This is a genomic window from Streptomyces sp. NPDC092952 (assembly GCF_044754785.1).
In the GTDB taxonomy this organism is placed as follows: domain Bacteria; phylum Actinomycetota; class Actinomycetes; order Streptomycetales; family Streptomycetaceae; genus Streptomyces.
In genome coordinates, this window is record NZ_JBIVPT010000006.1 from 76,519 (window position 1) to 102,334 (window position 25,816).

A 25,816-nucleotide genomic window follows, 5' to 3' on the forward strand; every position below is an offset into this window, starting at 1 on the left:
GCCCCGCCGCGTCGTCGTCGTTCGCCGTGCGATCCGCCGCATCGGACCCGCTCCCTGACGATACGGCCCGGTCCGAACGGAGCGCCCTGGGTCTCCCGGGCATCACGACCCCTCTCATCAGGGCTCACCCGGCACGGCGTGGCCGCGCGGACGGGCCGCTGCCTCCATGATCCTGAGAGGGTATTCGTTCCACGGTAAGGCTATGCGGTGCCCGGAATCAGATTGATGTCACGTTTGATCGGTCGGGCGGCGGGCAGGTGCCCGCCGCCCGGGGACGCACACCGGCTCCGGCCGCTCAGCCCCGGCGCAACGCCGGATGGTCGGAGACCACCGTGCACGAACCCGGGGCGATCTCGGTGAACCCGGCATCCTGGACCACCGGCAGCCCACTGGTCGTCAGTTCCCGCCACCGCTCCGGCGCGGCGGTCGCGACCGAGAGCGGGAAGCCCGCCTCGCGCCATGCCTTGCGCTCCGTGTCCGAAAGCTCCCACCAGGCGAGCTGCGCCCCGTGCCCGGCCTGCGCCATGGCCTTGCCCGCCGACATGTCCAGCTCCGGGTTGAGCCAGAGCACCGGGCTCCCGGGGCCGGGGGCGGCGGGCGGCTCGGGGTCGTCCAGGTCCGTTCCCGACACCTGGAGCTTGGCCAGCTCCTTCGGCCAGCCGTCCAGCGGCACCGGCGGGAAGACCCGCACCTCGGCGCTCTCGCCGGTGACCGTGATGCCGGGCAGCGCGGACGCCTTGCGCCACTCCGCGCCGCGCGCCCGCCGCACCACCTTGCGGATCCGGGCGTCCTGCCAGTCACGCATCGCCCGCGCCCACTCGCCCTCGCCCTCCGAGCGCTCGTCGGAGAGCATCACGAGCACCGCGCGGGCGGCCGTCCGCAGCGCGTCGGTCCGGGTCGGGGGAGCCGTCTTCTCGATGTGCACGACCAGCGGCAGCACGAACTGCGGCGCCTCGTCACGAGGGGTGGTTTCGGACACGAACGGGGATACGGGGGATTCTTCGCTGCTCATCCGTACCAGTCTGCCAGCCCCCGAGAAGAAGACTCTTGGCGGAATCGGAGGCTCCGGGTGAGGATGCACCGCATGAAGAGCGATCTCTTTTCCACCGAGCACATGGCACAGCCGGCGACGGCCCCGGGGATGACCCTGCAGAACGCCAAGTCCATCAAGTACGCCGTCAACGGCGAGATGCACGCCCGCCAGGGCGCGATGATCGCTTTCCGGGGCAATCTCCAGTTCGAGCACAAGAGCCAGGGCATAGGCGGCCTGCTCAAGCGCGCCGTCACCGGCGAGGGGCTGCCGCTGATGGTGGTCCGGGGTCAGGGCGAGGCGTGGTTCGCGCACGAGGCCGCCAACTGCTTCATCGTGGACATGGAGCACGGCGACGCCCTCACCATCAACGGCCGCAACGTGCTCTGCTTCGACCCCACGCTCGCCTACGAGATCAAGACGGTGAAGGGCGCCGGAATGGTCGGCGGCGGGCTCTTCAACAGCGTCTTCACCGGCTACGGAAAGCTCGGCCTGATGTGTGAGGGCCACCCCATCGTGATCCCCGTCAGCCCCCAGCAGCCGGTCTTCGTCGACACCGACGCGGTGGTCGGCTGGAGCGCCAACCTGACCACCTCGCTGCACCGTTCGCAGAGCTTCGGCTCGATGATCCGGGGCGGCTCCGGCGAGGCCGTGCAGCTGCGCCTGGACGGCGAGGGCTTCGTGATCGTACGGCCCAGCGAGGCCAAGCCCGAGAAGGCGACGGCCAACTGAGGCTGTCCGGTGTGGGCCGGCGCTACGGCCTCCGGGGACCGTGGGTGCTGCGCGGCGTCGATCTCGATCTGCCCGCGCACACCCTGATCCGGGTCGAGGGCACCAACGGCACCGGCAAGTCGACCCTGCTGAGGCTGCTCGCCGGGATCGACTCCCCGACGGAGGGCCGGATCACCGGGCGCCGCCCGCGCACGGCGTACGTCCCCGAACGCTTCCCGGCCGCGCTGCCGTTCACCGCGACCGGCTACCTCGTCCACCTCGGCCGGATCCACGGGCTGCCGACCGCCGGGGCGGCGGACCGCGCGCGGTACTGGCTCGACCGGTTCGGGGCCGCCGCCCACGCCCGTACGCCGCTCGCGGAGCTCTCCAAGGGCACCAGCCAGAAGGTGGCCGTGGCCCAGGCGCTCCTCGCCGAACCGGAGCTGCTGATCCTGGACGAGGCGTGGACCGGGCTGGACGCGGCGGCCCGCGCCGAGCTGGACCTGGCCGTCGCCGAACGCGTCGCGGCCGGTGGCACCGTCGTCTACGTCGACCACGACCCGGGCCGGCTCGCCGGATCGGCCGACACCGTGCTCCGGATCGGGAACGGCACCCTGAGCACCGCCCCCGCGCCCCCGGCCGCCCAGGCCGCGCCCCGGGTACGGGTCGAGGTGTCCGGCCCGCCCGGCGCCCCGCTCCCCACCGGACTCCCGGGCGCCCCGGAGCCCGCCCCCGCGCCCGGCGGACACATCGTGCTCACCGTCGCGGCGGACCGCTCCGACGCCCTGCTGCACGCCCTGCTCACCGCGCACCCGCCCTGGCACATCCGCGCCCTGACCACCGCCCCCGGCCCTGCCGGGCAGCCACCGACCACCGATGGATCCGTGCCGGCCGACGGGCCCCCGCGCCCGGCTCCGACCCCCGAGGCGCCATGACCGCTCTCGTCCGCTACCAGGCCGCCCTGCTGGCCCGCTCCCAGCGCTGGCTCGCCCCGGTCCTGCTCTACGCGGCCTTCGTCGTCACCGGAGTCGCGTGGGGGCAGCCCGTCCTCGACTCGCTCGGCTACGCCGCCGCAGGGCTGCTCCCCGTCACCGCCTGGCTCGTCCAGCTCTGCGTCACCCAGGAACCGCCCGCCGCCCGGACCGTCACCGCCGCCGCGGTCGGCTCGCCGAAGGCCCATCTGGCGGCGCTGCTGGCCGGGGCCGGCTGCGCGGGGCTGCTGGGCGTGCTGGTCACCCCGGTCGTGCTGCTGATCAGCCGGCCGACCGGTGCGGACGGCACGGTGCGGGTGGCCCTGCCGCCCGCCGGGGCGGCCGGGCTGCTCGCCACCGCCTGCTGCGTGCTGACGGGCGCGGCGATCGGTGCGCTGTGCACGCGGCCGCTGCTGCACCGGCGTGGCTGGTCGCTGACGGGCACGGCGCTCCTTGCGCTGGCGGCCCTGGTGGCCGGCGGTTCGCCCGCGAACGCCGCCGTGCGGGGGCTGGTCACCGGATCCCGCACGGGCGTGGTGCATCCGCAGGTGGGGGCCTTCGCCGTCGCCGCCGTCCTCGCCGTCGCGGTCGCGGTGCTCGCCTGCCGGAGGGCGGCGGCCTGAGGCGTCCCCGCCCGGCTCAGGCGGGAACGCCCTCGGACTCCTGCGACAGGTGCTCCCCCTCGGCCCAGGTGGCGAGCCGCTCCGCGTACGCCTGGCGGATCATCGGCAGCGCCTGGGACCGGAACACCACGCGCAGCGGCGGGTGTTCGGCGTCGACCAGCTTGAGCAGCGCGGGGGCCGCGGCCCCGGGCAGCGGGTCCGGGACCGTCGCCTGGGCCGCCGCGCCCGCGAACGCCGCGCGCAGGCCGTCGTAGGCGGGGTTCGGGACGGAGTGCGCGGGCGGCGTGGTGCCGATGTCCGTGCGGTACTGCGCCGGCTCGACGATCGTGACCTTCACCCCGTACGGCGCGACCTCCGCCGCCAGGGCCTCGCTCATTCCTTCCAGCGCCCACTTGGTCGCGTTGTAGCCGCCCAGTGTGGGGTGCGCGACCAGCCCGGACACGCTGGAGATCTGAACGATGTGGCCGCTTCCCTGGGCGCGCAGGCGGGGCAGGACCGCCTGGGTCACCCGGAGCGGCCCGTACAGGTTGGTCTCCATCACGGCGCGCAGGTCCTCCTCGGCCAGCTCCTCGACCGCGACGCCGAACAGCGCGGCGCCGGCGTTGTTCACGACCACGTCCAGGCGCCCGAAGTGCTCGTGGGCGCGGTTCACGGCGGCGTCCACCGTCGCTCTGTCGGTGACGTCCAGGGCCAGGGGCAGCACCGCGTCGCCGTACGTGTCCCGCAGGTCGCGAAGGGCTTCGGTGTCCCGCGCGGTCGCCGCCACCTTGTCACCGCGCTCCAGCGCGGCGGTCGTGAACGCGCGGCCGAGGCCCCGCGAGGAACCGGTGATGAACCAGATCTTGCTCATGTCGTGCTCTCGTCTCGTTGTCTCGCCGGGCAGGCACCCGCAGGACGCGTGTCGCAGTCCCGTGGGCGGGACGCTAACACTTAGATGGTACTGAGTACCAAAGTGGGGATGGAGTACGCTGCGGGATATGCGCACTACGTCAGCGGCCGTGCCGTCCCGGCCCCCGGCCGCCCACCCGACCATCGCCGACCGCAAGCGGCAGATGGTCCGGGAGGAGATCAGCGCGGTGGCGATGCGCCTGTTCCTGGAGCAGGGGTTCGACCAGGTGCCGGTCGAGCGGATCGCCGCCGAGTCCGGCCTGTCGCGGACGACGTTCTTCCGGTACTTCCCGACCAAGGAAGACGTCGTGCTGTTCCAGAACGAGCGGTTCGGCCCGCAGGTCCTCGACTCCCTGTGCGCCCGTCCCGACACCGAACGCGTCTGGGAGGCGTTCACCCGCGCCTTCGAGGACGCCCTGACCGCCGCCGGTACCCCCCGGAACGGCCTGCCGGTCGTCGCCGTCGTCTGCGGCAACCCGCAGATCCACGCCCGCAACCTGGAGAAGCAGCGTGCCTGGCGGCCCCTGTTCGCCCCCGAGGTCGCCCGCCGTCTCGCCCTCGCGGGCGACGAGGCCGACGGCACCAGGGCCAACGCGCTGACCGCCGCCGCCTTCGCCTGCCTGGAAGTGGCCTTCGAGGGCTGGACCGAGTCCGACGGCGGGAGCGACCTCCTCGAACTCCTCCGCCGGGCGATGGAGGCCGTCTCCTCGTAGGGCGAGGGCCGGCGAGCCGCACCGACTGTTCGACGTGCGCGCGGCGGCCCAATGCGGCTGAGCGGTCCGGGACCGCTCAGGCCGTCGTCGTCGCCCGGATCAGGTCGGAGACCTTCACGAGGCGGTAGCCGCGTCTGCGCAGTTCCGGGACGACCTGGCGCACCGCCTCCGCCGTGACCGGCGCGGCGCTGCGGGTGCAGTGCATGACGACCAGGGAGCCCGGTCGCACCCCGGCCAGCACCTGGGCGGCCACCGCGTCCGCGTCCGTCGCGAAGGCGTCGCCGCTGACCACGTCCCACTGGACCGCCGTCATCCGCTCGGGCGCGAGCGCCCGCAGCACGGTGTCGTCGTAGCAGCCGCCCGGGAAGCGGAAGTACGGCACGGTGCCGCGCACCCCGGCCTTCCGGAACGCGGCGGTGGCGCGCCCGACATCGGCGCGCATGTCCTGCCGCGCCACCGTGGGCAGCCCGTAGCAGGGGGTCATGAAGGCGTAGTGGCTGTACGAGTGGTTGGCGACCTCGAAGAGCGGATCGGCGCCGATGGACCGGGCCTGGTCCGGGTACTCCTCGGCCCAGCGCCCCGTCATGAAGACCGTCGCGGGCACCTTCCGCTCCCGCAGCAACGCGATCAGCGCGGGGTTGTCGAAGTGCTCGCCCGCCGCCGCGCGCGGTCCCTCGGCGGCCGTCATGTCGGCGTCGAAGGAGAGCGCCACGACCTTCCCGCCGGTCCGGGGGCCGTGGCTGAAGACCGGCGTCAGCCCGCCCGGCCCGGGGGCCAGGGTCGGTGGTGCCGCCGGGGCCGCGTGCGACGGTGAACGGACCGGCGCGGGGGAGCGCTCCGTGGCCGCGGGGGCGATGACGGACGCGCCGTCGCCGCCCCCGCAGCCGGTGAGGCCGCCGAGCAGCATCCCGAGAAGGGCAAGAGCCGTCATTTTCCGTCGGTAACCAGTCACCAGCGGAAACTATCCACTTATCCGACTTATCGGTGCGTACGGCGCCGCCCGGCGCCCGGAACCGTCCCCGGATTCACCCGGCCCGTCGAACCGGCCCGTCGACTCGGATCACCGCCCGCCGGGCCGGTCGTTCACCGCCAGGGCCCCGTCACCGCGAACGTCGTCCCCGGGGTGTAGCAGTTCACGTACATCGTCGAGCCGTCCGGGGCGAAGGTGACCCCGGCGAACTCGCCCCACTCGGGCTTCTCCGGCGTGCCGATGTTCTGCCGCCCCCGCGCCATCGCGTAGACCTCGCCGCCCCGGGTCAGGCCGAACACGTGCTGCGCGCCGTCGCCGTCCTCGCACACCATCAGCCCGCCGTCCGGGGCGAGGCAGATGTTGTCCGGGGACTCGCCGGGCAGGTCCACGTCCTTCCCGGCGCCGAAGACGATCACGAGCGTGAGGCGGCGGCGCTTCGGCTCGTACCGCCACACCTGGCCGTGGTGGTCGGCGGCCGAGCCCTCGCCGCTGCGGGCGAAGCTGGACACGAAGTACACCGAGGAGCCGCCCCAGTAGCAGCCCTCCAGCTTCTGGGCGTGCGTGATGCCCCGGGGCCCGAAGTCCTGGAAGCGGATCGGGGTGCCGTCCGCCAGCGGGTCGGGCACGGGCACCCATTCGATGCCCTCGAAGGCCGTCCCCGTTTCCTGGACGAGGGAGAGGTCCGGGACGCCCGGCACCCGCATGGCCTCCAGCCGCCCGCCGGCCCGCAGCGAGCCGGTGCCGCCGAGCGGCTTGTTCGGAAGGAAGCGGTAGAAGAGCCCGAAGGGCTTGTCGAAGGCGTCCTCCGTCTCGTAGACGATCCCGTTCCCCGGGTCGATCGCGATGGCCTCGTGCTGGAACCGGCCCATCGCGGTGAGCGGGACGGCCCCGGTGCGGCGCGGGTCGGCGCCGTCCACCTCGAAGATGAAGCCGTGGTCCTTGGTGTAGCCGTTGGTGCCCGCGCGGTCCTCGGTCTCCTCGCAGGTCAGCCAGGTGTTCCAGGGGGTCCGGCCGCCCGCGCAGTTCACCGCCGTCCCGGCGATGGCGACGCGCTCGCCCAGGACGTTGTTGCGACCGTCCAGCTCCAGGGCCGTACAGCCGCCCTTGCCCATCGGGTCGTAGGTGAGGCCCTCGACGACCGGGACCGGGATGCGCGCGGTGACCCGGTTCTCGTGGTTGCGGACCAGGTGGACGTGGCCGTGGCGGCCCGCGAAGGCGGCCATCCCGTCGTGGTTGCTGGGGACGAGGCCCTGGCCGGAGCGGAGCGGGCCGCCCTCCCGGGACAGCACCCGGTAGCGGAAGCCCTTCGGAAGGTCGAGCAGCCCGTCGGGGTCGGGCACGAGCGGCCCGTACCCGGCATGGCCCCGGGCGGCGGCGGTCCCCGCGAAGAGCTCGGAGAACGCCCCCGTGAAGGCCACGGAGGCGAGGGCCGCACCCGTACCGGCCAGGACCTGGCGGCGGCTGGTCGCCGGGCGCGGTGTCGCGGTGTCGGCCGGGCGTGACGTTTCTGATGACATGAGGTGACTCCCTGTTGGCGGACAGGAAAAGTGACCCGCATGTGTGTAGCACGCGCATCGCCGCGCGGAAACCATGCGGGTCACCGTGTCCCGGTCCGGGAGTGGCCCCTGTGACTTCTGTGATGCCAGTGACGGTTGTGGCGCCAAAACGCCGACGCGCCCCTGACATCGCAGACGCAGACGCAGACGCAGACGCAGACGCAGACGCAGACGCCGACGGCCGAGGCGTCCGCGAGGCCGTCAGCCCAGCGAGGCGGAGAGCGTGATCGTCGTGCCGGACAGCGCCTGGCTGACCGGGCAGTTCGCCTTGGCGTCCTCGGCGGCCGCGACGAAGGCCGACTCGTCGAGGCCGGGCACCTCGCCCACCACGGTGAGGTGGATGCCGGTGATGCCGGTGCCGGGCTGGAAGGTCACGTCGGCCTTGGTCTCCAGCCGGGTCGGCGGCGTACCGGCCCCGGTCAGGCCGTGGGAGAGCGCCATCGAGAAGCAGCTGGAGTGGGCCGCCGCGATGAGCTCCTCGGGCGAGGTCTTCCCGTTGGCCTGCTCGGCGCGGGACGGCCAGGAGACGTCGTACGAGCCGATGCCGGAGGAGTCGAGGGTGACGACCCCCTTGCCCTCGACCAGGTTGCCTTCCCAGACCGTGTGGGCGTGTCGGACAGTAGCCATGCGGAGTCCCTTCGAACGATGTGCGCGGTCGGTACGGGAGCACCGGGGCATCCGTGGACGTCCCGGTGGTACGCCCATGAACCTACTGCCCCACCAGGTCCTTCGCGTCCCGTGCCAGCGCCGTCAGCCGGGAGATCGCCCGGAAGTACTTCTTCCGGTACCCGCCGTTCAGCATCTCTTCGCTGAACAGCCGGTCGAACGGCACCCCGGAGGCGAGCACCGGGACCTCCCGGTCGTACAGGCGGTCGGCGAGGACGACGAGCCGCAGCGCGGTCGACTGGTCGGGGACCGGCTGGACCTCGGTGAGGCAGACCGCCCGCACCCCGTCCGTCAGCGCGCCGTAGCGGCTCGGGTGGACCCGGGCGAGGTGGTCGAGCAGCCCGGGGAAGTCGTCCAGGCTGGCCCCCTCGGTGGCGTACGCGGCCCGGGTGACCTGGTCCTCGGAGTACGGGGGCGGGGCCTCGGGCAGGCCGCGGTGGCGGTAGTCCTCGCCGTCGATCCGCAGCGGGCGGAAGTGGGCGGACAGCCCCTGGATCTCCCGGAGGAAGTCGGCGGCGGCGAACCGGCCCTCGCCGAGCTTGCCGGGCAGCGTGTTGGAGGTGGCGGCCAGCGCGACCCCCGCCTCGACCAGCCTGCTGAGCAGCGAGGACACCAGCACCGTGTCGCCCGGGTCGTCCAGTTCGAACTCGTCGATGCACAGGAGCCGGTGCCCGCTCAGCGTCTGCACGGTCTGCTGGAAGCCCAGCGCGCCGACCAGGTTCGTCAGCTCCACGAAGGTGCCGAACGCCTTCAGCGCGGGCTCGGCGGGCGTGGCGTGCCAGAGCGAGGCGAGCAGGTGGGTCTTGCCGACGCCGTAGCCGCCGTCGAGGTACACCCCGAGCGGCGCGGCCGCGGCCGCGGGCTTCCGGCTGAACCACTTCCGCCGGCCCGCACCGGTGGCGTGCGCGCCGCCCAGCCCGGCCGCGAAGCCGCTCAGGACCCGGACCGCCTCCGTCTGGCTCGGCTGGTTCGGGTCGGGCACGTAGGTATCGAAGCGTACGGAGTCGAAGCGCGGCGGCGGCACCATCTCGGCGACCAGCCGGTCGGCCGGCACACGGGGCTCGCGGGCGCACAGGGACAGCGGAGCTGTTTCGGATATGGGGCTCTGCCCGGGAAGGGCTGTGGAGGACGACACAACTCTCCACTTTAGACCGACCGGCACATGGGGGTGGGAGGAGGAGCGGGTCCGGGCGCGTGCAGCTGCGAGGCGGAGGATTGAGGCATGGCGGAGCCATGGTGATGGACGACAACGCCGCAGACGCGTGTGCCCGGGCCCGCGACGCCGTTCCCCATGTGCCGGTCGGTCTCCAGTGTTCGGGCAGCGTGGAAGACTGCGGAGCATGCGACGCCTGTTCCCTGTGACCGACCCGACACCCGCCGCCGCCTCCGCCGCGACATCCCATGAGGCCCCGGTGGAGGCCGTGGAAGACGCCTCGGGGGAGTGGAGCCTGGACGCCCTGGCGGACGCCTACGCCTACCCCGGGCAGGACGGCCCCTGGCTCCGCGCCAACATGGTGTCCACCCTCGACGGGGCCGCCCAGCACGACGGCCGCTCGCAGCCGATCTCCTGCGCGGCCGACATGCGGATCTTCGGAACCCTGCGCGGCCTGGCCGACGCGATCGTGGTGGGCGCGGAGACGGTCCGCCTGGAGGGCTACCGCCCGGCCCGGGCGCGCGAGGCGTTCGCCGCCCGCCGGGCCGCCGCCGGCCAGGGGCCCGCGCCCGCGATCGCCGTGGTCAGCGGCAGCCTGGACCTGGACTTCTCGATGCCGCTCTTCACCGAGCCGCTGGTGCCGACCCTGCTGCTGACCGGCACCGGGGCCCCCGCCCAGCGCGTCGAACAGGCGCGCGCGGCGGGCGCCGAGGTGGTGTTCGCCGGGGAGGGCACCCGGGTGGACCCCGCCAGGGCCGTGGCGGAGCTGGCGGACCGGGGGCACGCCCGGTTGCTGACCGAGGGCGGCCCGAGGCTGCTGGGCCAGTTCGTGGCCGCAGGGGTCCTGGACGAGCTCTGCCTGACGCTCGCGCCGCTGCTGACCGCCGGGGACGCGCAGCGGATCGCGGGCGGTCCGGGCGTCGCCGTGCCGAAACGATTCACCCTGGCATCGATGCTGGAAGAGGACGGTTTTCTCTTCACCCGGTACCGTCAGGGCTGAAAAGAGCGGAATTAGCCGTTCCGGTTGGCTTCCGGTGGGCACAATTACCTCCGCAACCCCCGTGCGAGCACGGGGAAGGATGGTTTCAGCAGTGACCTGGGACGGTCACTGAAGCAGAAGGGCGCCCGTGGTGTTCACCAGCGTTTTGATGATCGAGAAGCCCCTCACCTCGGAGGACGTCGACTTCGTCACCACTTTGCACGGGGAGGAGCAGATCTCGTTCGTCGTGCTTCTCCAGCCGCGCGGTGACCAGGCGGACGTGCTCCTGCGGGCCATCGACGACCTGGCGATGGGCGAACTGAAGGCGGCCGCGCAGGAGAGCGAGGAGCCGGAGGGCGAGAACGCCAGACAGTCCGCCGAACTGGCACTCGAAGTATCGCTGGAGGCGCTGCGCCAGGCCGGCTCCGAGGCGGTCGGCCAGGTCGTCGAGGACCACCCGCTCGACCTGCTGAAGTCCGTGGTCGAGGACGCGGAGGCGGACGAGGTGATCGTGCTGACCGCGCCGCACTACGTCGAGGAGTTCTTCCACCGGGACTGGGCCTCCCGCGCCCGGCACAAGGTCGGCGTCCCGGTGCTCAAGCTCTTCGCGCACAGCGAATAGGCTGGGCGGGCGGTCGAGGCCGGTACCTCTCCGCGACCGAAAGAACCCGCTCAGCTCCCGGAGGACGCACATGACACCCGGTATCCCCGCCGCCATGGAACGCCCGCACTTCATCGGCATCGGCGGCGCCGGAATGTCGGGCATCGCGAAGATCCTCGCCCAGCGCGGCGCCAAGGTCGCGGGCAGCGACGCCAAGGAATCGGGTACCGCCGAGGCGCTGCGGGCGCTGGGGGCGACCGTCCACATCGGGCACTCCGCCGCACATCTGGCGGACGACGCCTCGTGCGTGGTCGTCTCCAGCGCCATCCGCGCCGACAACCCGGAGCTGGTGCGCGCCGCCGAGCTGTCGATCCCGGTCGTCCACCGCTCCGACGCGCTCGCCTCGCTGATGGACGGCCTGCGCGCCATCGCGGTGGCCGGCACGCACGGCAAGACGACCACCACGTCGATGCTGGCCGTCGCCCTGACCGGGCTGGACCTCGACCCCTCGTACGCCATCGGCGGCGACCTCGCCGGACCCGGCACCAACGCCACCCACGGCGAGGGCGCGATCTTCGTCGCCGAGGCCGACGAGAGCGACCGCAGCTTCCAGAAGTACGACCCCGAGGTCGCGATCGTCCTCAACGTCGAGCTGGACCACCACGCGAACTACGCCTCGATGGACGAGATCTACGAGTCCTTCGAGGCGTTCACCGCCAAGATCGTCCCCGGCGGCACGCTGGTGATCTCCGCCGACCAGCCCGGCGCCGTCGAGCTGACCGAGCGGGTCCGCGGCCGCGAGGGACTGAACGTCGTCACCTACGGCGAGGCCGAATCCGCCGACGTACGAGTCCACCGGATCACCCCGCGCGGGCTGACCAGCGAGGTCACGATCCTGCTGAACGGGAAGTTCCTCACGTTCACGGTCTCCGTGCCCGGCCGCCACTACGCGCTCAACGCCGTCGCCGCCCTCGCCGCCGGTGTCGCCCTCGGCATCCCCGCCCACAACCTGGCCTCGGCGCTCGGCACGTACACCGGCGTCAAGCGACGCCTCCAGCTCAAGGGCGAGGCATCGGGCGTCCAGGTGATCGACTCGTACGCGCACCACCCCACCGAGATGACCGCCGACCTGGAGGCGATGCGCGGCGCCGCGGCCGACGCCCGCATCCTGGTGGTCTTCCAGCCGCACCTCTTCTCCCGCACCCAGGAGCTCGGTACGGAGATGGGGCAGGCCCTCGCCCTCGCCGACGCCTCCGTGGTCCTGGACATCTACCCGGCCCGCGAGGACCCGATCCCCGGCATCACCAGCGAGCTGATCATCGACGCCGCCCGCACCGCCGGCGCCGACGTCACCGCCGTCCACGACAAGGACGCGGTCCCCGCCACGATCGCGGGAATGGCGAAGCCCGGCGACCTCGTTCTCACCATGGGCGCGGGCGACGTCACCGACCTCGGTCCGCGCATCCTGGACCACCTGACGAGCTGAGGGAGCGACGTGTCGTACGAGATCGAGAAGCCGGACGAGCAGTGGCGGGCCGAGCTGTCCCCGGCCGAGTACGCCGTGCTGCGCCAGGCCGGTACCGAACCCGCCTTCGTCGGTGAGTACACCGACACCAAGACCGAGGGCGTCTACTCCTGCCGCGCCTGCGGCGCGGAGCTGTTCCGCTCGGACACCAAGTTCGAGTCGCACTGCGGCTGGCCGTCCTTCTACGACCCGAAGGACACCGACGCCGTCGAACTGATCCAGGACCGCAGCCACGGCATGATCCGCACCGAGGTCCGCTGCTCCAGCTGCGGATCGCACCTCGGCCACGTCTTCGAGGGCGAGGGCTACCCGACCCCGACCGACCAGCGGTACTGCATCAACTCCATCTCGCTGCGGCTGACCCCGGACGCGTGATGCTGGACGCCTGACGCGCGCCTCGGGTGCCCGTCCGGCCGCTCCGGTGGGGGCGGGGCGGGCGCTTGGAGGCGGTGATACCGAAGGGTTTGATGCTGTTGTGTGGTGTATGTCGCGCATGTCGGACTCAATGAAGTTGGATGAAAACAGCACCTGGCCCGGGTAAAGCCGCAGGTCACGAAGAGTGGTCCCCGCGCATGCGGGGGTGGTCCCAGGTCTGCCAGCGGCTGGCGCAGAGCCCCGAGGTGGTCCCCGCGCATGCGGGGGTGGTCCCGTGCGGCGACGACGGAGCGCCGATCCGCTTGGGTGGTCCCCGCGCATGCGGGGGTGGTCCCCCCCCTGGACTCCGGCCCCCTCAAGGGCCGGGCGTGGTCCCCGCGCATGCGGGGGTGGTCCCTGGGCCACCGGCAAGATCGACGTCGTCATGACGTGGTCCCCGCGCATGCGGGGGTGGTCCCCTCGCGTTCATGTCGAGGGGGGTGAGGGTGCGGTGGTCCCCGCGCATGCGGGGGTGGTCCCGGTACGGCTAACGTCGGAGCAGCCGGCCCGGGGTGGTCCCCGCGCATGCGGGGGTGGTCCCTCGTCCGTGCCCTCGACGTGCGACAAGTTCTGGTGGTCCCCGCGCATGCGGGGGTGGTCCCTGCGGGGAGGGGCCGGGGTCGTCCACCAGGGCGTGGTCCCCGCGCATGCGGGGGTGGTCCCGCCAAGATCCGCTACGCCGAAGACCCCGAGCTGTGGTCCCCGCGCATGCGGGGGTGGTCCCGCGAAGGGAATGGGCGATGTGGGGCCAGATGTGTGGTCCCCGCGCATGCGGGGGTGGTCCCGGTGGCCCCGTCGTGCCCGGGGCCAGTGACATAGTGGTCCCCGCGCATGCGGGGGTGGTCCCAAGCAGCCGAAGTACCGGCAGGTCGCCGACGCGTGGTCCCCGCGCATGCGGGGGTGGTCCCGACCCGCTCGTCACACTGCGCCGGAAGGCAGGGTGGTCCCCGCGCATGCGGGGGTGGTCCCAAGGCCGACGTGTACGCCGCCACCCTCGGGAGGTGGTCCCCGCGCATGCGGGGGTGGTCCCCTAACTACAAAACTTCAAAGGTTCAAGAGGCTGTGGTCCCCGCGCATGCGGGGGTGGTCCCAGGATCGCCTCGCGCACTGGTCCCGCCGGCAGGTGGTCCCCGCGCATGCGGGGGTGGTCCCGACGGACAGGTCGGACCTGCACGGACGCATCAGTGGTCCCCGCGCATGCGGGGGTGGTCCCGAGGACTTCGGCGACTTGTCGTGGTCGGAGTGGTGGTCCTCGCGCATGCGGGGGTGGTCCCAGCGCGGCGCCCTGCTACTGGCGTCGTGGGCTGTGGTCCTCGCGCATGCGGGGGTGGTCCTGTGGCGAAGGTGAAGGCGAGCGTCCCGTGGGGGTGGTCCCCGCGCATGCGGGGGTGGTCCCCGGGTGTGGCCGACCTCGTACCGGGGCCCCGTGTGGTCCCCGCGCATGCGGGGGTGGTCCCCCTCCGGTGAATGACAAGGCGCCGGGTCGCCTGTGTTCCCCGCGCATGCGGGGGTGGTCCCGACCCGCACAAGGACCGCGCCGACGCCGAGTCGTGTTCCCCGCGCATACGGGGTGGTCCCATGCGCGGCCGGTACGTGACCGCCGTCTACGCGGTGTTCCCCGCGCACGCGGGGTGGTCCCACGTCAGGTTCAGGCGGGTTTCGACCTGGTGGGGCGTTCGGGCTCAGGTGTGGTTGACAGGGCGGCCGTGATCGGGTTTGCCCGTGGGCCGGTAGCGGTGTGTGTCCCGTCTTCCTCGCCGTCAATTGGGTTGTGCTGGAGGGCGGTACGGGGATGGAGGGAGGAGTCGGCGGCACCGGAGGTGGTGCTGTTCGTTCCGGTCTGTCTGCTGGGGGCCGCCGGTTCCGTACCCGTCCGTGCCGGACGTCTCCTGCGGGTGTCGTGTACGTCCGCCGCGCCGGGGCATTGCCTCGCTGCCGATCGCCGCGAGTGGCTACGGGCCAGGGCATGTTCGTACGCGACCACCTGGCGGCCCGACGAAACGCCCCGGCCCCGTCACAAGCCGGCGAGGGCGAGTAGCCGGTGCATCTGCGGGACGGGCAGGCCGGGGTTCGCGGCTGCGGTGGTCGCGACGGACTCCGACGTATCGGCCAGCAGCCGTGTCAGTTCCTCTGCCGGGAGCCGGGTGTGGGTCGCGATGGTGCGACGCACGGTGGGGTCGGGGTCGGCTGCCAGGTGGCGCGCGGATTCCACGGGCAGGTCGGGGTCTGTGGCCAGGCGTCGAAGGACGTCCACCGGGAGGGGGAGATCATCGGCCGGGCGCCATCGGACCCTCTTGTCCGGGCGGTGGGTTCGGTCGATGCGCTCGGCGGTGCGGGGATCGACCCGGTCCCGGGCGCGGAGAGCCATCGTGGTGCGAACGCTGCTCTCCTCGTCGTCGAGCAGTTGGGCAACGACCGGCGCCGGAAGGTGGTCGGACATCGCTGCCGAGGCGCGGAAGCAGACGTACGGCGAGTCCACGTACGGCAGAGGGTCGGACGTCACCCACGCGAGGCGCAGCGCTCGGAGCCTTGCGCGGGCGATGTCGCGGGTGATTTCCCGCTCGAGCGCGGCGTCGTCCAGGTCCTGGTGGTTCGCGAGCCAGCCCGGCGCGGGCACGTCGGGCAGGATCCGTGCGTGGATCGCGGCCCGAACCGGCTCCGGGGTGTCCTGACGGGCGAAGACGCGAAGCGCGACGTTCGGGTTGGCGTCCTGGGCGAGCTCGTCGCGCAGGGCAGACGGAAGGCCGGGGTGTTTCGCGACTTCCTCACGTACCTCGTCGTCCGGGTCGTCGGCCAGTTGCCGGGCCATGGCGGTGTCCAGTGCGCAGTGGCGGACCGCACCGGCGCGCGTGACGGGGTCGGCCAGCAGTTGCCCAACGAGATCCGTCGGCGGGACGGGATGGGGAATCCGGCGGTAGTAGGTCGCGCAGGCTGCTGCCCGTACCGAGTCGTCGGTGTCCGTCAGCAGCAGTCGGCGCACCGGTTCCGGGGCCGTCGTCCACCACTGGGCGAGCGCCGCCCGGACTTTCGGGTCCGGGTCCGTCACCAGCCGGGCGCGCAGGTCCCCCGGTGAATGATCGCTCGTCGCCACGTGTTCACGGACCTGCGGGTCGCTGTCGTCGACCAGCCGCTCGAACAGCTGTCGCGGTGCGCCGTCCGCAGTAGCGGCCACGGCCCTGCGTATCGAGGGATCCGGGTGCCCGGCGAGCTTCGACCGGACGGCTTGCGGGATGCTGCGGTTCAGGGCGAGGGAGTGGGTGAGCCAGTGATCGTCCGTGGCGATGATCTCCGCGATCACCGTGTCGCTCAGGTCCGGCCGCTTGGCCACCGTGCCCAAGCCCTTGCGGTGACCGAGGAGACGGCGTACGAGGGCCGAAGGCAGGGCAGGGTTCTTCGCGAGGCCGTCCAGCACCTGGTCGAGGTGGACCGGCACGGGTATGGCGTCAGACACGGGGGATGCCCTCCTGCCTCGGCGATTCGGCCACCGAGTCTCTCACGTGCGTTGGGCGGGGGACCGGGACGGCGCATCCTCCGGAGAACGGTCGACGCCCCCTTCGCTTCCCCACACCCGTCCTGGTGGCAACGGCGCGTCGAAATCCGGGACGGCCGCAGCCGGTGCCCGGCCCCAGTCCCACGAAGCACTGCCGCCCGAACTCCGGACCACAGTGCTTCCGGGCGTGGACGACGCGGCGGCCGGCGGCTTCCGTACCCGGAGCCTCGAAGGGGCCCAGATCGGTGTCCGTCAGGACGACGCCCGCCGCACCCGGGCCGCGATGCGGTTGCCGAGGCGCCTGCGGAGGCTGGCGGTCGACTTGTTCCAGGAGCGGAAGGCTTCTGCCGTGCGGCTGCTGCCTGTGTGGGTCGCGGCCTCTTCCACTGCCGCCAGTTCTTCCGGGGGCAGGGTACGGACCACCGGGCGCAGGACCTCCTCCAGGAGGGCCGTTCTGGTGGTCGTCCAGGCCTCGCCCGCGTGGGGGTGGGAGGTCCAGACGGTGAAGCAGTCGGCGGTGTAGGCCGGTTCGGCGCGCAGGCGGGCGGAGACCGTGTCCCGGCGGGCGGCCCGGCCGTAGGCCGCGATGAGGTCCGGGGCCGCGCTGTGGACGAAGGCGTACAGCTCGGCCTCGGGGCGGTCCGGGGCGAGGAGGCGCTCGGCCAGGGCGCTGTACGCCTGGTCGCGTACGCCGGGTTCCACCGGGTCCGCTCCGGCGCAGAGGCGCAGCGCCTCCTCCGTCCAGCCCGGTTCCGCCGCGTCCGATCTGAGGTTCCGGGCGAACTCCAGCAGTTGCAGCGCGTGGCGGGTGCGGGCGTCGATCTCCTGCGGGAAGCCGCGCAGCAGGTCCGGGGCCAGCTCGGGGGCCTCCGGGTCGTCGGCGGGGGCGCCGAGGGCCGCCGCGACGAGTACGGACCAGGTGTCGGCCGTGCGGTGGGCGTCGGAGGTGCTCGCGACCAGGAGCTGCCGGGCCTCGGCCGCCGTGGGCGCGGCCCCGTCCCAGATCAGCCCGACCGCCGTGCGCAGTACCAGCGGTTCGGTGAACGGGGACATGCCGCCGGCGCGGAGTACGGAGTTCAGCGCCTTGACCCGGTCGTCGCCGCCGCGCGTCCGCGCCTCGGCGGCCGCCGCGCACATCCGCAGGTGCGGCAGGGCCTGCGCGCCGGTGAACGGCAGCGCGACCTCGGTGAGCAGCCGTTCGGTGGCGGTCGGGTGCTCCGGGGCTATCCGGTCCAGTTCGCCCAGGAGCGCGGTGCGGATGTCGAACTGCTCGTCCAGCAGGTCCAGCAGCACCTGCCCGCAGTCGCCCGCGCCCCCGTCCCGCAGCGCCCGCGCCAGTCGGCGTACGGCGCCGGGGAGCAGGTCGGCGCAGTCCACGTCGAGCAGTCGGGCGATGCGCAGGAGTTGTACGGTCCGGCCGACGCCGTGCCCGGGGGCGGCGTCCGGGGCGGTGAGCGCCGCACCGGTGGCCAGTTCGGCGCGGAGGTCGTCGCCGACGGCCTCGACGAGGGCCGCCGCGACGGGCTCCCCGCCCGGCCCGGTGAAGACCGAGCGCCCCGGAGGTGTGACGGTGACCCCGTTCCCGTAGACCGCCTCCGTCACCAGCAGGGCGCCCAGGGAGGCCGTCACCCCGGCCGGGGCGCGTCCGTCGAGTGCGGTCAACAGGCTTGCCACGGCGGTCAGTTCGGCGGGAGTGCGGTCGATGTCGGGATCGGTCAGAGCGTCGGCCAGGCGGTGGGTGCGCTCCTCGTCGAGCGCGTACGGCCGCTCCGCCGCCCACGTCGCCGCCGCCGCCCGCTCGGCCGATCCGAGGGGGACGCCCGCGCAGAGCGCCGTCACGGCGAGCGGGCCGGCGGCGAAGGGCCCGCCGGGCAGTTCGGCCGCCGTCCGGAACAGCTCGGGGGAGCGGTTGCGCCAGATCCGGGCGCAGGTCTCGGCCCAGGCGTCGTCCACCGGCGCGGCGGGCCGGGCACCGGCGCAGTCGTGCACCCGCAACGAGGACGGACCGCCGGTCCCCGGCGCGTCCTCGGGCAGGACGCCGACGACCTGGTGCGGTGCCTGGGCCGGGTGGCGGGTGTACGTCGTGAACGTCAGCCGGTGCGCGTCGTCCGGCGGCAGTACGGCCGAGGCGAGGGCGATCCACCGGGCCACGTCCGCGCTGTGCCGCTCCACCAGCACCAGCCGCCCGGCGTCCGGTCCGCCGGAGCAGACCCGGCGCAGGTCGGCGAAGGCCGCCGCGAGCCAGGGACTCCGGGAGACGGCGAAGTCGTTCAGCGCCTCAGGACCGGAGGCGGCGGAGGCGGGCAGCGCGGATATTCGCTCGGGAACCCCGCCCCGGGGCGGCACGGATGCCCAGCCCGGCGAACGCCATGCGGTGATCGGCAGCGCGCCGCCCGGCAGCCGCGTACCGGCCGGGAGGTGCACCGCGTGCGCGTGGAACCCTACGGCCCCGGAACCGGCGTACGCGACCGTACGGGCCAGCAGGTGCCCGCCGTCCGCCAGTGCGCTGAAACTCAACGCCTCGGGCAGGGAACGGAGTTGGTCGGAGCTCGGTCGGGGCGGGATGTCGGCGGGCGGCTCGTAGCCGAGGAGCTGCTCGGCCTCGGCCAGTACCGGCGTGGGCAGTCCGGCGCTGACGGCGGTGAAGTGCGCGCCGCTGCCGCCCCCGTCGTCAGCGGAGGGAACAGCGGGGGAAGAGGTGTAGTGGAGCTGCGCGAGACTCATGCGTCGGGCCCTTTTTCGTCCTTGCCGCAGACTTCCCCGCGCCCCCAGGGGCGGACCGTACGGCGCACGGCGACCGACCCCGGCGGGAAGCACGAACCGCAGTCGTGGGGGCGACGCTATCAAGGCGTACGCCCCCTCCGCGCGCCCGAGGAACAGCTGTGCCGCGCACCGGATCCGGTCCGGTGCGCGGCGCGGTGCGCCGATGGTGTGTCAGGCGGCCGCGGACTCGGTCGCGTACGTCACGAAGCCGGTCCAGGCGGTGGGGGAGAGGGTGAGCTCGGGGCCCTGTTCGACCTTGGAGTCCCGGACGTGGACGGTGGTGGGGCAGGTGGCGACCTCCACGCAGTCGTCGCCGGACCCGCTGCTGTAGCTGGACTTGTGCCAGGCGAGAGCGACTTCGACGCAGGAGTCGCCGTCGCCGCTGCTGTAGCTGCTCTTGAACCAGGAAAGATCTGAGGTGGTGGTGCTCATAGCGCTCCTCGCATCTGCCGCAGCAGACCCACGGATTCTTCGGGGGTGTGGGACTGTGACCGCATCTTGGCATACCGCATCTGGAGCACGCTGACCACCGACGGGTCGACGTGGAGCTGCCCGGACTCCTGTCCCTCGCTGTAGCCGAACCACTTGTGGTCCGGTGCTTCGAGCAGTCGGATCGGGCCGTGCATTCCCGCGTGGCTCTCGCGGACCTGCGGGATGATCTGGATCTCCACATTGCGCAGCTCGGCGAGGTCGAGCACATGGTCGATCGCCTCCCGGAGCACCTGTGCGCCGCCCAGACGGCGCAGAAAGAGGTGTTCTTCGAGGATGAAGCAGTAGTTGGTTCCGATCCGCTCGCGCAGCAGTTGCTGTCGCTCCATCCGAGCCGTCAACTGCCGCTCGATCTGCTCCTCGCCGAGCATCGGGAGCTGGTTGAGGAACAGCGTCCGCGCGTACGCCTCGGACTGCAACAGGCCCGGGACCAGGCGGCATTCGTACGTGTAGAGGTTGATCGCCTCCGTCTCCAGCTGGGCCCACTGACGGAACCAGTTGGCGATGCCCGGCCGACGGGTCAATTGGGCCGCCGCCGACCTGATGATGCCGCGTGCGTCCAGCAGGGTCTCGGAGCGCTCGACGTAGGGCAACGGCGGGAACCTGCGGCCCTGTTCGATGGAGGAGACGGTCGGCGCCGAGTAGCGCACCATCGGCGCGTACTGCTCCTGGGTCAGCCCGGCCCTCTTGCGGAAGCCCTTGACCACCGTGCCGAAGATCCTCAGGCTCTCCGAGGGCTCGGGCTCGGATCCCGTCCTCGTGGAGGGCTCGGGTTCCGGGCCCATCCCCGTCGATCCGTCCGTGATCTCGATGCCGTCCGTCATGCCCCGGCCACCTCCGTGCTCGTCGTACCCCGTGCCGCTACCGGCAGACAACTCGCCCATGGTCACGGACCGTTACCCCTACTGTCCACCGTATGTACTCGTACGCTGACGGAGCGTACGAGTTTCGTCGCTGGTCCGGTGGGGTCGCGGGCGCCAGGGTGGAGGCATGGAAGCAATCGCCAATTCCGAACACCCTGTCACCGTACGTGTGTTCGTGCAGCATTTCAGCTCCACTCCGCGCGGGGCAAGGCTCGCCCGCCGACTCGCCCTGAACGTGCTGCACGACTGGGGCATCCCGTACCGCAGTCACGCTTCGGATACGGCCGAACTGATCGTCGCCGAGCTCGCGGCCAACGCGGCGACGCATGGCCGGGTGGCCGGGCGGGGCTTCGAACTGAGGCTGCGCCACTCCCCGGCGGTCGGCGGCGCGCGGGGCGTCCTGCGCATCGAGGTCAGCGACACCCGGGGCGAGGAACGTCCGCCGGGCCCGGTGCGGTTGGTCCCGCCGGCGCTCGACGCGGACAGTGGGCGGGGGCTCGTCCTCGTCGACGCCCTCGCCGACCGCTGGACCGTCCTGGACCGGAACCCGGGCAAGACGGTCCGCGCGGAGCTGGACGTCTCGCACTGAGGGGGAGCCTTCGGGGTCGGCCGGGGGTCAGCTGAAGGCGTCCTCGACGGCCATGCGTCGCACTGTGCGCAGCGTGGACCGGAGGCTGTCCGGATCGGTCGAGCCCAGGGCGAGGCGGATCGCCTGGGGTGTGTGCGTCGTAGTGGTGAACGGTTCGGCCGTGGAGACCGAGATGTGCCTTCGGGCGAGGGCGGCGGTGAGGCGGTCGGCGCGCGCGTCGTCGGGCAGCGGGAGCCAGGTGAAGTAGGACGAGGGGTGGCCGACGAGGGGGAGACCGGCCAACTCCTGCCGGGCGATGGCCTGGCGGGTCCGGGCGTCGTCCCGTTTCAGCGCCTCCAGGCGGTCCACCGTGCCGTCGTCGAGCCAGCGGCCGACGATCGCGGTGGTGAGGGCGGGGGTGTTCCAGGTGGTCGCCCGGATCGCGCGTTCGAGCGCGGGCACCAGGGAGGGCGGGGACACGACGAAGCCGACCCGGAGGCCGGTGGCGACGCTCTTGGACAGCCCCGAGACGTGGACGGTGACGTCCGGGGCGAGCGCGGCCAGGGGCGGCGGCGGGTCCGCCACCAGGTAGGCGTACGAGGCGTCCTCGATCAGGAGCGGACCGTACCGCCGGGCGATCCCGGCCAGGCGGGCCCGGTCCGGCGACGGCATGACCCAGCCGAGCGGGTTGTGCAGGGTGGGCATGGTGTAGACCGCGCGGACCGGGCGCGACGCGCACAGCTCTTCGAGGGCGTCGAGATCGGGCCCGTCGGCGGTGACGGGGACGGGCGCCAGGTCGAGGCGGAGGGCGTGGGCTAGCACCTTGAACCCCGGGTAGGTGAGTGCGTCGACCGCGACGACGTCGCCCGCGTCGAGCGCGGCCATGACGGTGACGGCCAGGCCGTGCTGCGCTCCGTTGGTGAGGAGGACGCGGTCCGCGTCCGTGGTGATGCCCCGGCGCCCCAGATGCCGGGCGATCGAGGCCCTGTCCTGGGGGCGCCCGGCGTGCGGCTGGTAGCGGAGCAGTGATTCGAGATCGCCGGAGGTGGCCACCTCGCGCAGTGCCTGCCGGAGGAGATCGGCCTGGCCGGGCAGAGACGGGTAGTTGAAGTTGAGGTCGACCGCGTCCGTGGCGACCACCTGCTGGTCGATGCCGTGACCGGCGGGGACCGCGATGTCGCGGACGAACGTGCCCCGGCCCTGCTCCCGGCTCACCAGGCCCATCGCTTCCAGCTCCGCGTAGACCCGGGTCGCGGTCACCACGGCGATGCCCTCGCGGGCGGCGAGGGCGCGGTGCGTCGGCAGCCGTGCGCCCGCGGCGAGCCGCCCGGTCCGGATGTCGCGGGCGAACGCGTCGACCAGCGATTTGTACCGCTTGTGCCGCGAAGCTGTCATGTGCCGGATTGTATGCAGGACAATTCTTCGACTGTCCTGCACGCGGGGTCCTACGGTCGGGGCTCGGGATCCACCCGATCCGGGATCCGGCATCCGACTGATCCGGGATCCACCCACCGGGAAGGGCAGCCGCCGTGCACATCGCCATCCTCACCTTCGAGGGCTACAACGAACTCGACTCCCTGATCGCGCTCGGGGTGCTCAACCGTGTGAAGGGCGACGACTGGCGCGTCACCCTCGCCACCCCGGGCCCGAAGGTGACGTCGATGAACGGCGTGGTCGTCGAGCAGATGTCCACCCTTGAGGAGGCGTGCACCGCCGACGCCGTCGTGGTCGGCAGCGGCATTGCCACCCGCGAGGTCGTCGAGGACCCGGCGATCATGGGCGTCCTGCGCGGCCTGGACCCCTCGCGCCAACTCGTCGCGGCGCAGTGCTCCGGCGCGCTCGTGCTGGCCCGGCTCGGCCTGCTCGGCTCCATCCCGGCCTGCACCGACCTGACCACCCGGCCCTGGGTCGTCGCCGCCGGGGTCGAAGTGCTCGACCAGCCCTTCTACGCCGAGGGCAACATCGCGACCGCCGGCGGCTGCCTGGCCTCGCACTACCTCGCCGCCTGGATCATCGCCCGGCTCAAGGGCGACGAGGCCGCAGGGGACGCGCTGCACTACGTCGCCCCGGTCGGCGAGAAGGAGGAGTACGTCGAGCGCGCCCGGCGCAACATCGACCCGTACCTGCCCGGCGGGGTGGTGGGCGTCGGGCGGTGACCTCCCGGCGTACCACTCGTGTGCTCCGGTCACGCCGAGGCGGGTGACGGCTCCCCGAGGGGGCGCCGCCGGTCGGCCGCCCAGACGGCCAGGGCGCAGGCCGCGAACCCGGCGCCGAGGAGGCTGGACGCCGCCCAGCCGTGGGCGGTGAAGACGGCGGTGGTCGTGGCGGCGCCGAGGGCGGAGCCGAGCGAGTAGAAGACCATGTAGCTGCCGATGACACCGCTGATCCGGTCCGGATGCGCGGTGGTGAGCAGATGCTGGTTGCTCACGTGCACGGCCTGGACCGCGAAGTCGAGGAGCACGATCCCGACGACCGGCAGCCACAGCGTCCACGACAACTGCCCGATCGCCGCCCACGAGAGGATCAGCAGGGCGAGCGCGATCCCCGTGACCCGCCCCGCCCGCCCGCTGTCCGCCCACCGCCCCGCACGGGCCGCGCCGAGCGCGCCGACGAGCCCCACCAGGCCGAACAGCCCGATCCGGCTCTCGCCCAACTGCCAGGGCGCGCCCGCCAACGGCAGCGCGAGCCCGCTCCACAGGGTGCCGAACGAGGCGAACAGGAAGAACGCGATGAGCCCCCGGGTCAGGAAGACGCGCTCCCGGACCAGCCCGCCGAGCGAACCGACCGCCCGCCGGTACCCCGTGGACCGGTGCCCGCGCCGCTCCGGGGGCAGTACGGCGAGGACGAGCGCGGCGAGCCCGAGGGACAGGGCCGCGAGCACGACGTACACGTACCGCCAGCTCCAGATCTGGGCGAGCGCCCCGGTGACCACCCGGGCGCCCAGGATGCCGATGACGACGCCCGAGGTCACCGTCCCGATGGTGCGCCCGCGTTCGGCGGGTGACGAGACCGACGCGGCGTACGCGACCGTGGTCTGCACCACCACCGCGAACAGCCCCGACACCGCCAGCCCGGCGAAGGCCGGCCAGGCCCCCCACGCCGAGGCCGTCAGGAGCAGCCCCGCCGCCGTGACCGCCAGATGCGCGGCGATCAGCCGCCGCCGGTCGACCATGTCGCCGAGCGGCACCAGCAGCACCAGACCGGCCAGATAGCCGAACTGGCCGATCGCCACGATCCACCCGGTCAGCTCCGCAGGGACGCCCAGGTCGTGCCCCATCGGCTCCAGCACCGGCTGCGCCGCGTAGATGCTCGCCACGGCGACCCCGCACACCAGCGCCAGCAGTACGCGCCGTCCTGTGCCCATCACACCTCAACCCCGATCAGTAGTGAAATGCAACCGATTGGACCGTACGGCATGATGGTTTTGATTCGCAACCAAACGGGAGGTGTCATGTCGCGCGCCAGCAGTACGCCTGCCGCGAACCCGGACCGCGCCGGGGAGGGGCGGGCCGGGCCGGACCGGGGGGCCGATCCCGACTGGACCGACCCCGAATGTCCGGTCGCCCGCGCGCTCGATCTCGTCGGCGACCGGTGGAGCCTGCTCGTCGTCCGGGACGCGATGGACGGGGCCCGGTCGTTCACCGAGTTCCACCGGCGCACCGGCGTGGCCCGCAACATCCTCACCGACCGCCTCCGCAAGCTCACCGCTCACGGAGTCCTCGCCCAGCGCACGGCGGCGTCGGGCCGCCGTCAGGAGTACGTGCTCACCGATGCGGGGCGCGACCTCTTCCTCGTCGTCCTCGCGCTGCGGCAGTGGGGCGAACGCCATGCCTTCGCCCCCGGCGAGCCCCGTTCCACCCTGGTCGACGAGCACGGCACCCCGGTCCCGGAGGTCACGGCGACCGGCGCCGACGGCACCCCTCTCGGCACCGGGACCACGCGGGTCCGGAAGGTTCAGTAGGGGACGGGGCCGGTGTGGCCGCCGTCCCCGGTCGGCTCCAGGGTCCTGGCCGAGGCGGAACCGACGGCGGTCGCGGGCCGGTTGCATTTACCGAACCATGACCCGACAGGTGTCCCACCGCGATCGGCGGTTGCCATCATGACCTCAAAGAACGACCCAACGACGCGAGGGCTCAGAGGTTCAGACGTGGCCGACGAAATCTACTTCAGCAACAACTACAGCGACCTGTCGCAGCAGCACGGCACCGGCGCGGGCTTCCAGTTCGAGTTCCGGTGCCAGCGGTGTTCGGACACCTGGCGCTCGCCGTTCGAACCGTTCAGATCGGGCCAGGCGGCCGGCTGGATAGGCAAGGGCGTCAGCGCCGCCTTCAGCCTGCTGGGCAGCGGGGCCAACACGATCAACAACGCCGCCGACGGCCTGGCCGGTGCGACCTGGGGCAGTTCGCGGGACGCGGCGTTCCAGCGGGCGATCGACAACGCGCACGGGCACTTCAACCGCTGCCCCCGCTGCACCTCGTACGACTGCGGGCGGTGCTGGAACGCCGAGCTGGGGCTCTGCCTCCAGTGCGCGCCCGACACCGCCGCCGAGGCGGAGGCCGCCCGCCGCCGGGGGCTCAACGACTCCGTCTCGGAAAGCGCCTACGCCGTCGGCCAGAACGCCGGGCAGGGCTACGACACCAGCGCGGCCCGGCAACTGGTCTGCCCGCAGTGCCGCGCGGAGACCCACGGCGGCGCCTTCTGCCCCGGGTGCGGCCACCGGCTCGCCCAGACCCCGCAGTGCGCCTCGTGCCACGCCCCCGTGCCCCAGGGCTCCGCGTTCTGCCCCGGGTGCGGTACGCGGCAGTAGTGGTGACGGGGCGGCCGCGCGCGGGTGAGGTACGGG

General features: G+C 72.8%; 24 protein-coding genes and 1 CRISPR repeat array. Of the genes, 12 read left to right on the top strand and 12 right to left on the bottom strand.

The annotated features are described in order from the left end of the window. Nucleotides 1–295: 295 nt before the first annotated feature. Nucleotides 296–1,012 carry a peptidyl-tRNA hydrolase gene (locus ACIQGQ_RS16955; RefSeq protein ID WP_402396182.1) on the bottom strand — a complete coding sequence of 239 codons (717 nt, stop codon included), beginning with the start codon at nucleotides 1,010–1,012 and terminating at the stop codon, nucleotides 296–298. 72 nt (nucleotides 1,013–1,084) lie between these two features. Between ACIQGQ_RS16955 and ACIQGQ_RS16960 the strand changes: the two genes are divergently transcribed. The 3 genes from ACIQGQ_RS16960 to ACIQGQ_RS16970 are packed head-to-tail and all read left to right on the top strand — an operon-like array spanning nucleotide 1,085 to nucleotide 3,335. Beyond that, on the top strand, nucleotides 1,085–1,762 hold the full coding sequence (locus ACIQGQ_RS16960; protein ID WP_402396184.1) for an AIM24 family protein: 678 nt from the start codon (nucleotides 1,085–1,087) through the stop codon (nucleotides 1,760–1,762). Continuing rightward, the gene (locus ACIQGQ_RS16965) at nucleotides 1,759–2,676 is read left to right on the top strand and encodes an ATP-binding cassette domain-containing protein (RefSeq protein WP_402396888.1); all 918 of its coding nucleotides are present in this window, start codon (nucleotides 1,759–1,761) and stop codon (nucleotides 2,674–2,676) included. Before ACIQGQ_RS16960 ends, ACIQGQ_RS16965 begins: the two co-directional genes overlap by 4 nt. Further along, nucleotides 2,673–3,335, top strand: coding sequence for an ABC transporter (locus tag ACIQGQ_RS16970; protein WP_402396187.1), 663 nt, complete (start codon nucleotides 2,673–2,675; stop codon nucleotides 3,333–3,335). Before ACIQGQ_RS16965 ends, ACIQGQ_RS16970 begins: the two co-directional genes overlap by 4 nt. Nucleotides 3,336–3,351: 16 nt before the next feature. Here ACIQGQ_RS16970 and ACIQGQ_RS16975 read toward each other — a convergent pair whose 3' ends face one another. Further along, on the bottom strand, nucleotides 3,352–4,185 hold the full coding sequence (locus ACIQGQ_RS16975; RefSeq protein ID WP_402396190.1) for an SDR family NAD(P)-dependent oxidoreductase: 834 nt from the start codon (nucleotides 4,183–4,185) through the stop codon (nucleotides 3,352–3,354). Between the two features lie 127 nt (nucleotides 4,186–4,312). Here ACIQGQ_RS16975 and ACIQGQ_RS16980 point away from each other — a divergent pair, with 127 nt between their 5' ends. After that, the gene (locus ACIQGQ_RS16980; protein WP_402396193.1) at nucleotides 4,313–4,936 is read left to right on the top strand and encodes a TetR family transcriptional regulator; all 624 of its coding nucleotides are present in this window, start codon (nucleotides 4,313–4,315) and stop codon (nucleotides 4,934–4,936) included. Nucleotides 4,937–5,012: 76 nt separating this feature from the next. Here the strand turns inward: ACIQGQ_RS16980 and ACIQGQ_RS16985 are convergent, their stop codons facing one another. From ACIQGQ_RS16985 to zapE, 4 genes are all read right to left on the bottom strand, one after another. Then, complete coding sequence (locus ACIQGQ_RS16985) at nucleotides 5,013–5,867, bottom strand: polysaccharide deacetylase family protein (protein ID WP_402396195.1); 855 nt, start codon at nucleotides 5,865–5,867, stop codon at nucleotides 5,013–5,015. A gap of 152 nt (nucleotides 5,868–6,019) precedes the next feature. Further along, nucleotides 6,020–7,423 (bottom strand): alkaline phosphatase PhoX, encoded by a 1,404-nt coding sequence (locus tag ACIQGQ_RS16990; protein ID WP_402396198.1) that lies wholly within the window; start codon nucleotides 7,421–7,423, stop codon nucleotides 6,020–6,022. 240 nt (nucleotides 7,424–7,663) lie between these two features. Then, entirely contained in the window at nucleotides 7,664–8,089 is a 426-nt protein-coding gene (locus ACIQGQ_RS16995; RefSeq protein WP_402396200.1) for an OsmC family protein, read from the bottom strand. Nucleotides 8,090–8,171: 82 nt separating this feature from the next. Beyond that, a complete protein-coding gene (gene zapE, locus ACIQGQ_RS17000) occupies nucleotides 8,172–9,263 on the bottom strand; it encodes a cell division protein ZapE (protein ID WP_402396202.1) in 1,092 nt (363 codons plus the stop codon). Nucleotides 9,264–9,468: 205 nt separating this feature from the next. Here zapE and ACIQGQ_RS17005 point away from each other — a divergent pair, with 205 nt between their 5' ends. The 4 genes from ACIQGQ_RS17005 (at nucleotide 9,469) to msrB (ending at nucleotide 12,761) form a co-directional block, all read left to right on the top strand. Beyond that, a complete protein-coding gene (locus ACIQGQ_RS17005) occupies nucleotides 9,469–10,281 on the top strand; it encodes a pyrimidine reductase family protein (protein ID WP_402396204.1) in 813 nt (270 codons plus the stop codon). A 148-nt stretch (nucleotides 10,282–10,429) separates the two neighbouring features. After that, nucleotides 10,430–10,882, top strand: a complete 453-nt coding sequence (locus ACIQGQ_RS17010; protein ID WP_352273263.1) for an indole-3-glycerol phosphate synthase — start codon at nucleotides 10,430–10,432, stop codon at nucleotides 10,880–10,882. Nucleotides 10,883–10,952: 70 nt separating this feature from the next. Then, nucleotides 10,953–12,347 (top strand): UDP-N-acetylmuramate--L-alanine ligase, encoded by a 1,395-nt coding sequence (gene murC, locus ACIQGQ_RS17015; protein WP_402396207.1) that lies wholly within the window; start codon nucleotides 10,953–10,955, stop codon nucleotides 12,345–12,347. Nucleotides 12,348–12,356: 9 nt separating this feature from the next. Beyond that, the gene (msrB, locus tag ACIQGQ_RS17020) at nucleotides 12,357–12,761 is read left to right on the top strand and encodes a peptide-methionine (R)-S-oxide reductase MsrB (RefSeq protein WP_402396210.1); all 405 of its coding nucleotides are present in this window, start codon (nucleotides 12,357–12,359) and stop codon (nucleotides 12,759–12,761) included. A gap of 184 nt (nucleotides 12,762–12,945) precedes the next feature. Further along, a CRISPR array of direct repeats spans nucleotides 12,946–14,440; the repeat unit is 29 nt; unit sequence GTGGTCCCCGCGCATGCGGGGGTGGTCCC. Nucleotides 14,441–14,814: 374 nt separating this feature from the next. On the opposite strand, the gene ACIQGQ_RS17025 is transcribed toward msrB, so the two are convergent. The 4 genes from ACIQGQ_RS17025 to ACIQGQ_RS17040 all read right to left on the bottom strand — a co-directional run bounded on the left by ACIQGQ_RS17025 (nucleotide 14,815) and on the right by ACIQGQ_RS17040 (nucleotide 20,327). Next, nucleotides 14,815–16,251, bottom strand: coding sequence for a hypothetical protein (locus ACIQGQ_RS17025; protein ID WP_402396212.1), 1,437 nt, complete (start codon nucleotides 16,249–16,251; stop codon nucleotides 14,815–14,817). A gap of 291 nt (nucleotides 16,252–16,542) precedes the next feature. After that, the gene (locus tag ACIQGQ_RS17030; RefSeq protein WP_402396215.1) at nucleotides 16,543–19,014 is read right to left on the bottom strand and encodes a GTPase-associated protein 1-related protein; all 2,472 of its coding nucleotides are present in this window, start codon (nucleotides 19,012–19,014) and stop codon (nucleotides 16,543–16,545) included. 210 nt (nucleotides 19,015–19,224) lie between these two features. Beyond that, nucleotides 19,225–19,485: a DUF397 domain-containing protein gene (locus tag ACIQGQ_RS17035; RefSeq protein ID WP_402396218.1), complete on the bottom strand. Its 261-nt coding sequence runs from the start codon at nucleotides 19,483–19,485 to the stop codon at nucleotides 19,225–19,227. Then, nucleotides 19,482–20,327, bottom strand: coding sequence for a Scr1 family TA system antitoxin-like transcriptional regulator (locus ACIQGQ_RS17040; protein WP_402396891.1), 846 nt, complete (start codon nucleotides 20,325–20,327; stop codon nucleotides 19,482–19,484). Before ACIQGQ_RS17040 ends, ACIQGQ_RS17035 begins: the two co-directional genes overlap by 4 nt. A gap of 205 nt (nucleotides 20,328–20,532) precedes the next feature. Here ACIQGQ_RS17040 and ACIQGQ_RS17045 point away from each other — a divergent pair, with 205 nt between their 5' ends. Beyond that, nucleotides 20,533–20,994 (top strand): ATP-binding protein, encoded by a 462-nt coding sequence (locus ACIQGQ_RS17045; protein WP_402396221.1) that lies wholly within the window; start codon nucleotides 20,533–20,535, stop codon nucleotides 20,992–20,994. Between the two features lie 27 nt (nucleotides 20,995–21,021). Here ACIQGQ_RS17045 and ACIQGQ_RS17050 read toward each other — a convergent pair whose 3' ends face one another. Then, entirely contained in the window at nucleotides 21,022–22,368 is a 1,347-nt protein-coding gene (locus ACIQGQ_RS17050) for a PLP-dependent aminotransferase family protein (RefSeq protein ID WP_402396224.1), read from the bottom strand. Between the two features lie 134 nt (nucleotides 22,369–22,502). On the opposite strand from ACIQGQ_RS17050, the gene ACIQGQ_RS17055 reads away from it, so the two are divergent. Beyond that, nucleotides 22,503–23,129, top strand: coding sequence for a DJ-1/PfpI family protein (locus ACIQGQ_RS17055; protein ID WP_402396226.1), 627 nt, complete (start codon nucleotides 22,503–22,505; stop codon nucleotides 23,127–23,129). Nucleotides 23,130–23,158: 29 nt separating this feature from the next. Here ACIQGQ_RS17055 and ACIQGQ_RS17060 read toward each other — a convergent pair whose 3' ends face one another. Then, nucleotides 23,159–24,337 carry an MFS transporter gene (locus tag ACIQGQ_RS17060; RefSeq protein ID WP_402396229.1) on the bottom strand — a complete coding sequence of 393 codons (1,179 nt, stop codon included), beginning with the start codon at nucleotides 24,335–24,337 and terminating at the stop codon, nucleotides 23,159–23,161. Nucleotides 24,338–24,424: 87 nt separating this feature from the next. On the opposite strand from ACIQGQ_RS17060, the gene ACIQGQ_RS17065 reads away from it, so the two are divergent. Then, nucleotides 24,425–24,934, top strand: coding sequence for a winged helix-turn-helix transcriptional regulator (locus ACIQGQ_RS17065; protein ID WP_402396232.1), 510 nt, complete (start codon nucleotides 24,425–24,427; stop codon nucleotides 24,932–24,934). Nucleotides 24,935–25,120: 186 nt separating this feature from the next. Further along, the gene (locus ACIQGQ_RS17070; RefSeq protein WP_402396235.1) at nucleotides 25,121–25,780 is read left to right on the top strand and encodes a zinc ribbon domain-containing protein; all 660 of its coding nucleotides are present in this window, start codon (nucleotides 25,121–25,123) and stop codon (nucleotides 25,778–25,780) included. Nucleotides 25,781–25,816: the final 36 nt, after the last annotated feature.

Excerpts from the sequence above, each read along its gene's own strand:
- ACIQGQ_RS16955 (WP_402396182.1), bottom strand. The coding sequence starts at position 1,012 with ATGAGCAGCGAAGAATCCCCCGTATCCCCGTTCGTGTCCGAAACCACC.
- ACIQGQ_RS16960 (WP_402396184.1), top strand. The coding sequence starts at position 1,085 with ATGAAGAGCGATCTCTTTTCCACCGAGCACATGGCACAGCCGGCGACG.
- ACIQGQ_RS16970 (WP_402396187.1), top strand. The coding sequence starts at position 2,673 with ATGACCGCTCTCGTCCGCTACCAGGCCGCCCTGCTGGCCCGCTCCCAG.
- ACIQGQ_RS16975 (WP_402396190.1), bottom strand. The coding sequence starts at position 4,185 with ATGAGCAAGATCTGGTTCATCACCGGTTCCTCGCGGGGCCTCGGCCGC.
- ACIQGQ_RS16980 (WP_402396193.1), top strand. The coding sequence starts at position 4,313 with ATGCGCACTACGTCAGCGGCCGTGCCGTCCCGGCCCCCGGCCGCCCAC.
- ACIQGQ_RS16985 (WP_402396195.1), bottom strand. The coding sequence starts at position 5,867 with ATGACGGCTCTTGCCCTTCTCGGGATGCTGCTCGGCGGCCTCACCGGC.
- ACIQGQ_RS16990 (WP_402396198.1), bottom strand. The coding sequence starts at position 7,423 with ATGTCATCAGAAACGTCACGCCCGGCCGACACCGCGACACCGCGCCCG.
- ACIQGQ_RS16995 (WP_402396200.1), bottom strand. The coding sequence starts at position 8,089 with ATGGCTACTGTCCGACACGCCCACACGGTCTGGGAAGGCAACCTGGTC.
- ACIQGQ_RS17005 (WP_402396204.1), top strand. The coding sequence starts at position 9,469 with ATGCGACGCCTGTTCCCTGTGACCGACCCGACACCCGCCGCCGCCTCC.
- ACIQGQ_RS17010 (WP_352273263.1), top strand. The coding sequence starts at position 10,430 with ATGATCGAGAAGCCCCTCACCTCGGAGGACGTCGACTTCGTCACCACT.
- murC (WP_402396207.1), top strand. The coding sequence starts at position 10,953 with ATGACACCCGGTATCCCCGCCGCCATGGAACGCCCGCACTTCATCGGC.
- ACIQGQ_RS17030 (WP_402396215.1), bottom strand. The coding sequence starts at position 19,014 with ATGAGTCTCGCGCAGCTCCACTACACCTCTTCCCCCGCTGTTCCCTCC.
- ACIQGQ_RS17035 (WP_402396218.1), bottom strand. The coding sequence starts at position 19,485 with ATGAGCACCACCACCTCAGATCTTTCCTGGTTCAAGAGCAGCTACAGC.
- ACIQGQ_RS17040 (WP_402396891.1), bottom strand. The coding sequence starts at position 20,327 with ATGGGCCCGGAACCCGAGCCCTCCACGAGGACGGGATCCGAGCCCGAG.
- ACIQGQ_RS17045 (WP_402396221.1), top strand. The coding sequence starts at position 20,533 with ATGGAAGCAATCGCCAATTCCGAACACCCTGTCACCGTACGTGTGTTC.
- ACIQGQ_RS17050 (WP_402396224.1), bottom strand. The coding sequence starts at position 22,368 with ATGACAGCTTCGCGGCACAAGCGGTACAAATCGCTGGTCGACGCGTTC.
- ACIQGQ_RS17060 (WP_402396229.1), bottom strand. The coding sequence starts at position 24,337 with ATGGGCACAGGACGGCGCGTACTGCTGGCGCTGGTGTGCGGGGTCGCC.
- ACIQGQ_RS17065 (WP_402396232.1), top strand. The coding sequence starts at position 24,425 with ATGTCGCGCGCCAGCAGTACGCCTGCCGCGAACCCGGACCGCGCCGGG.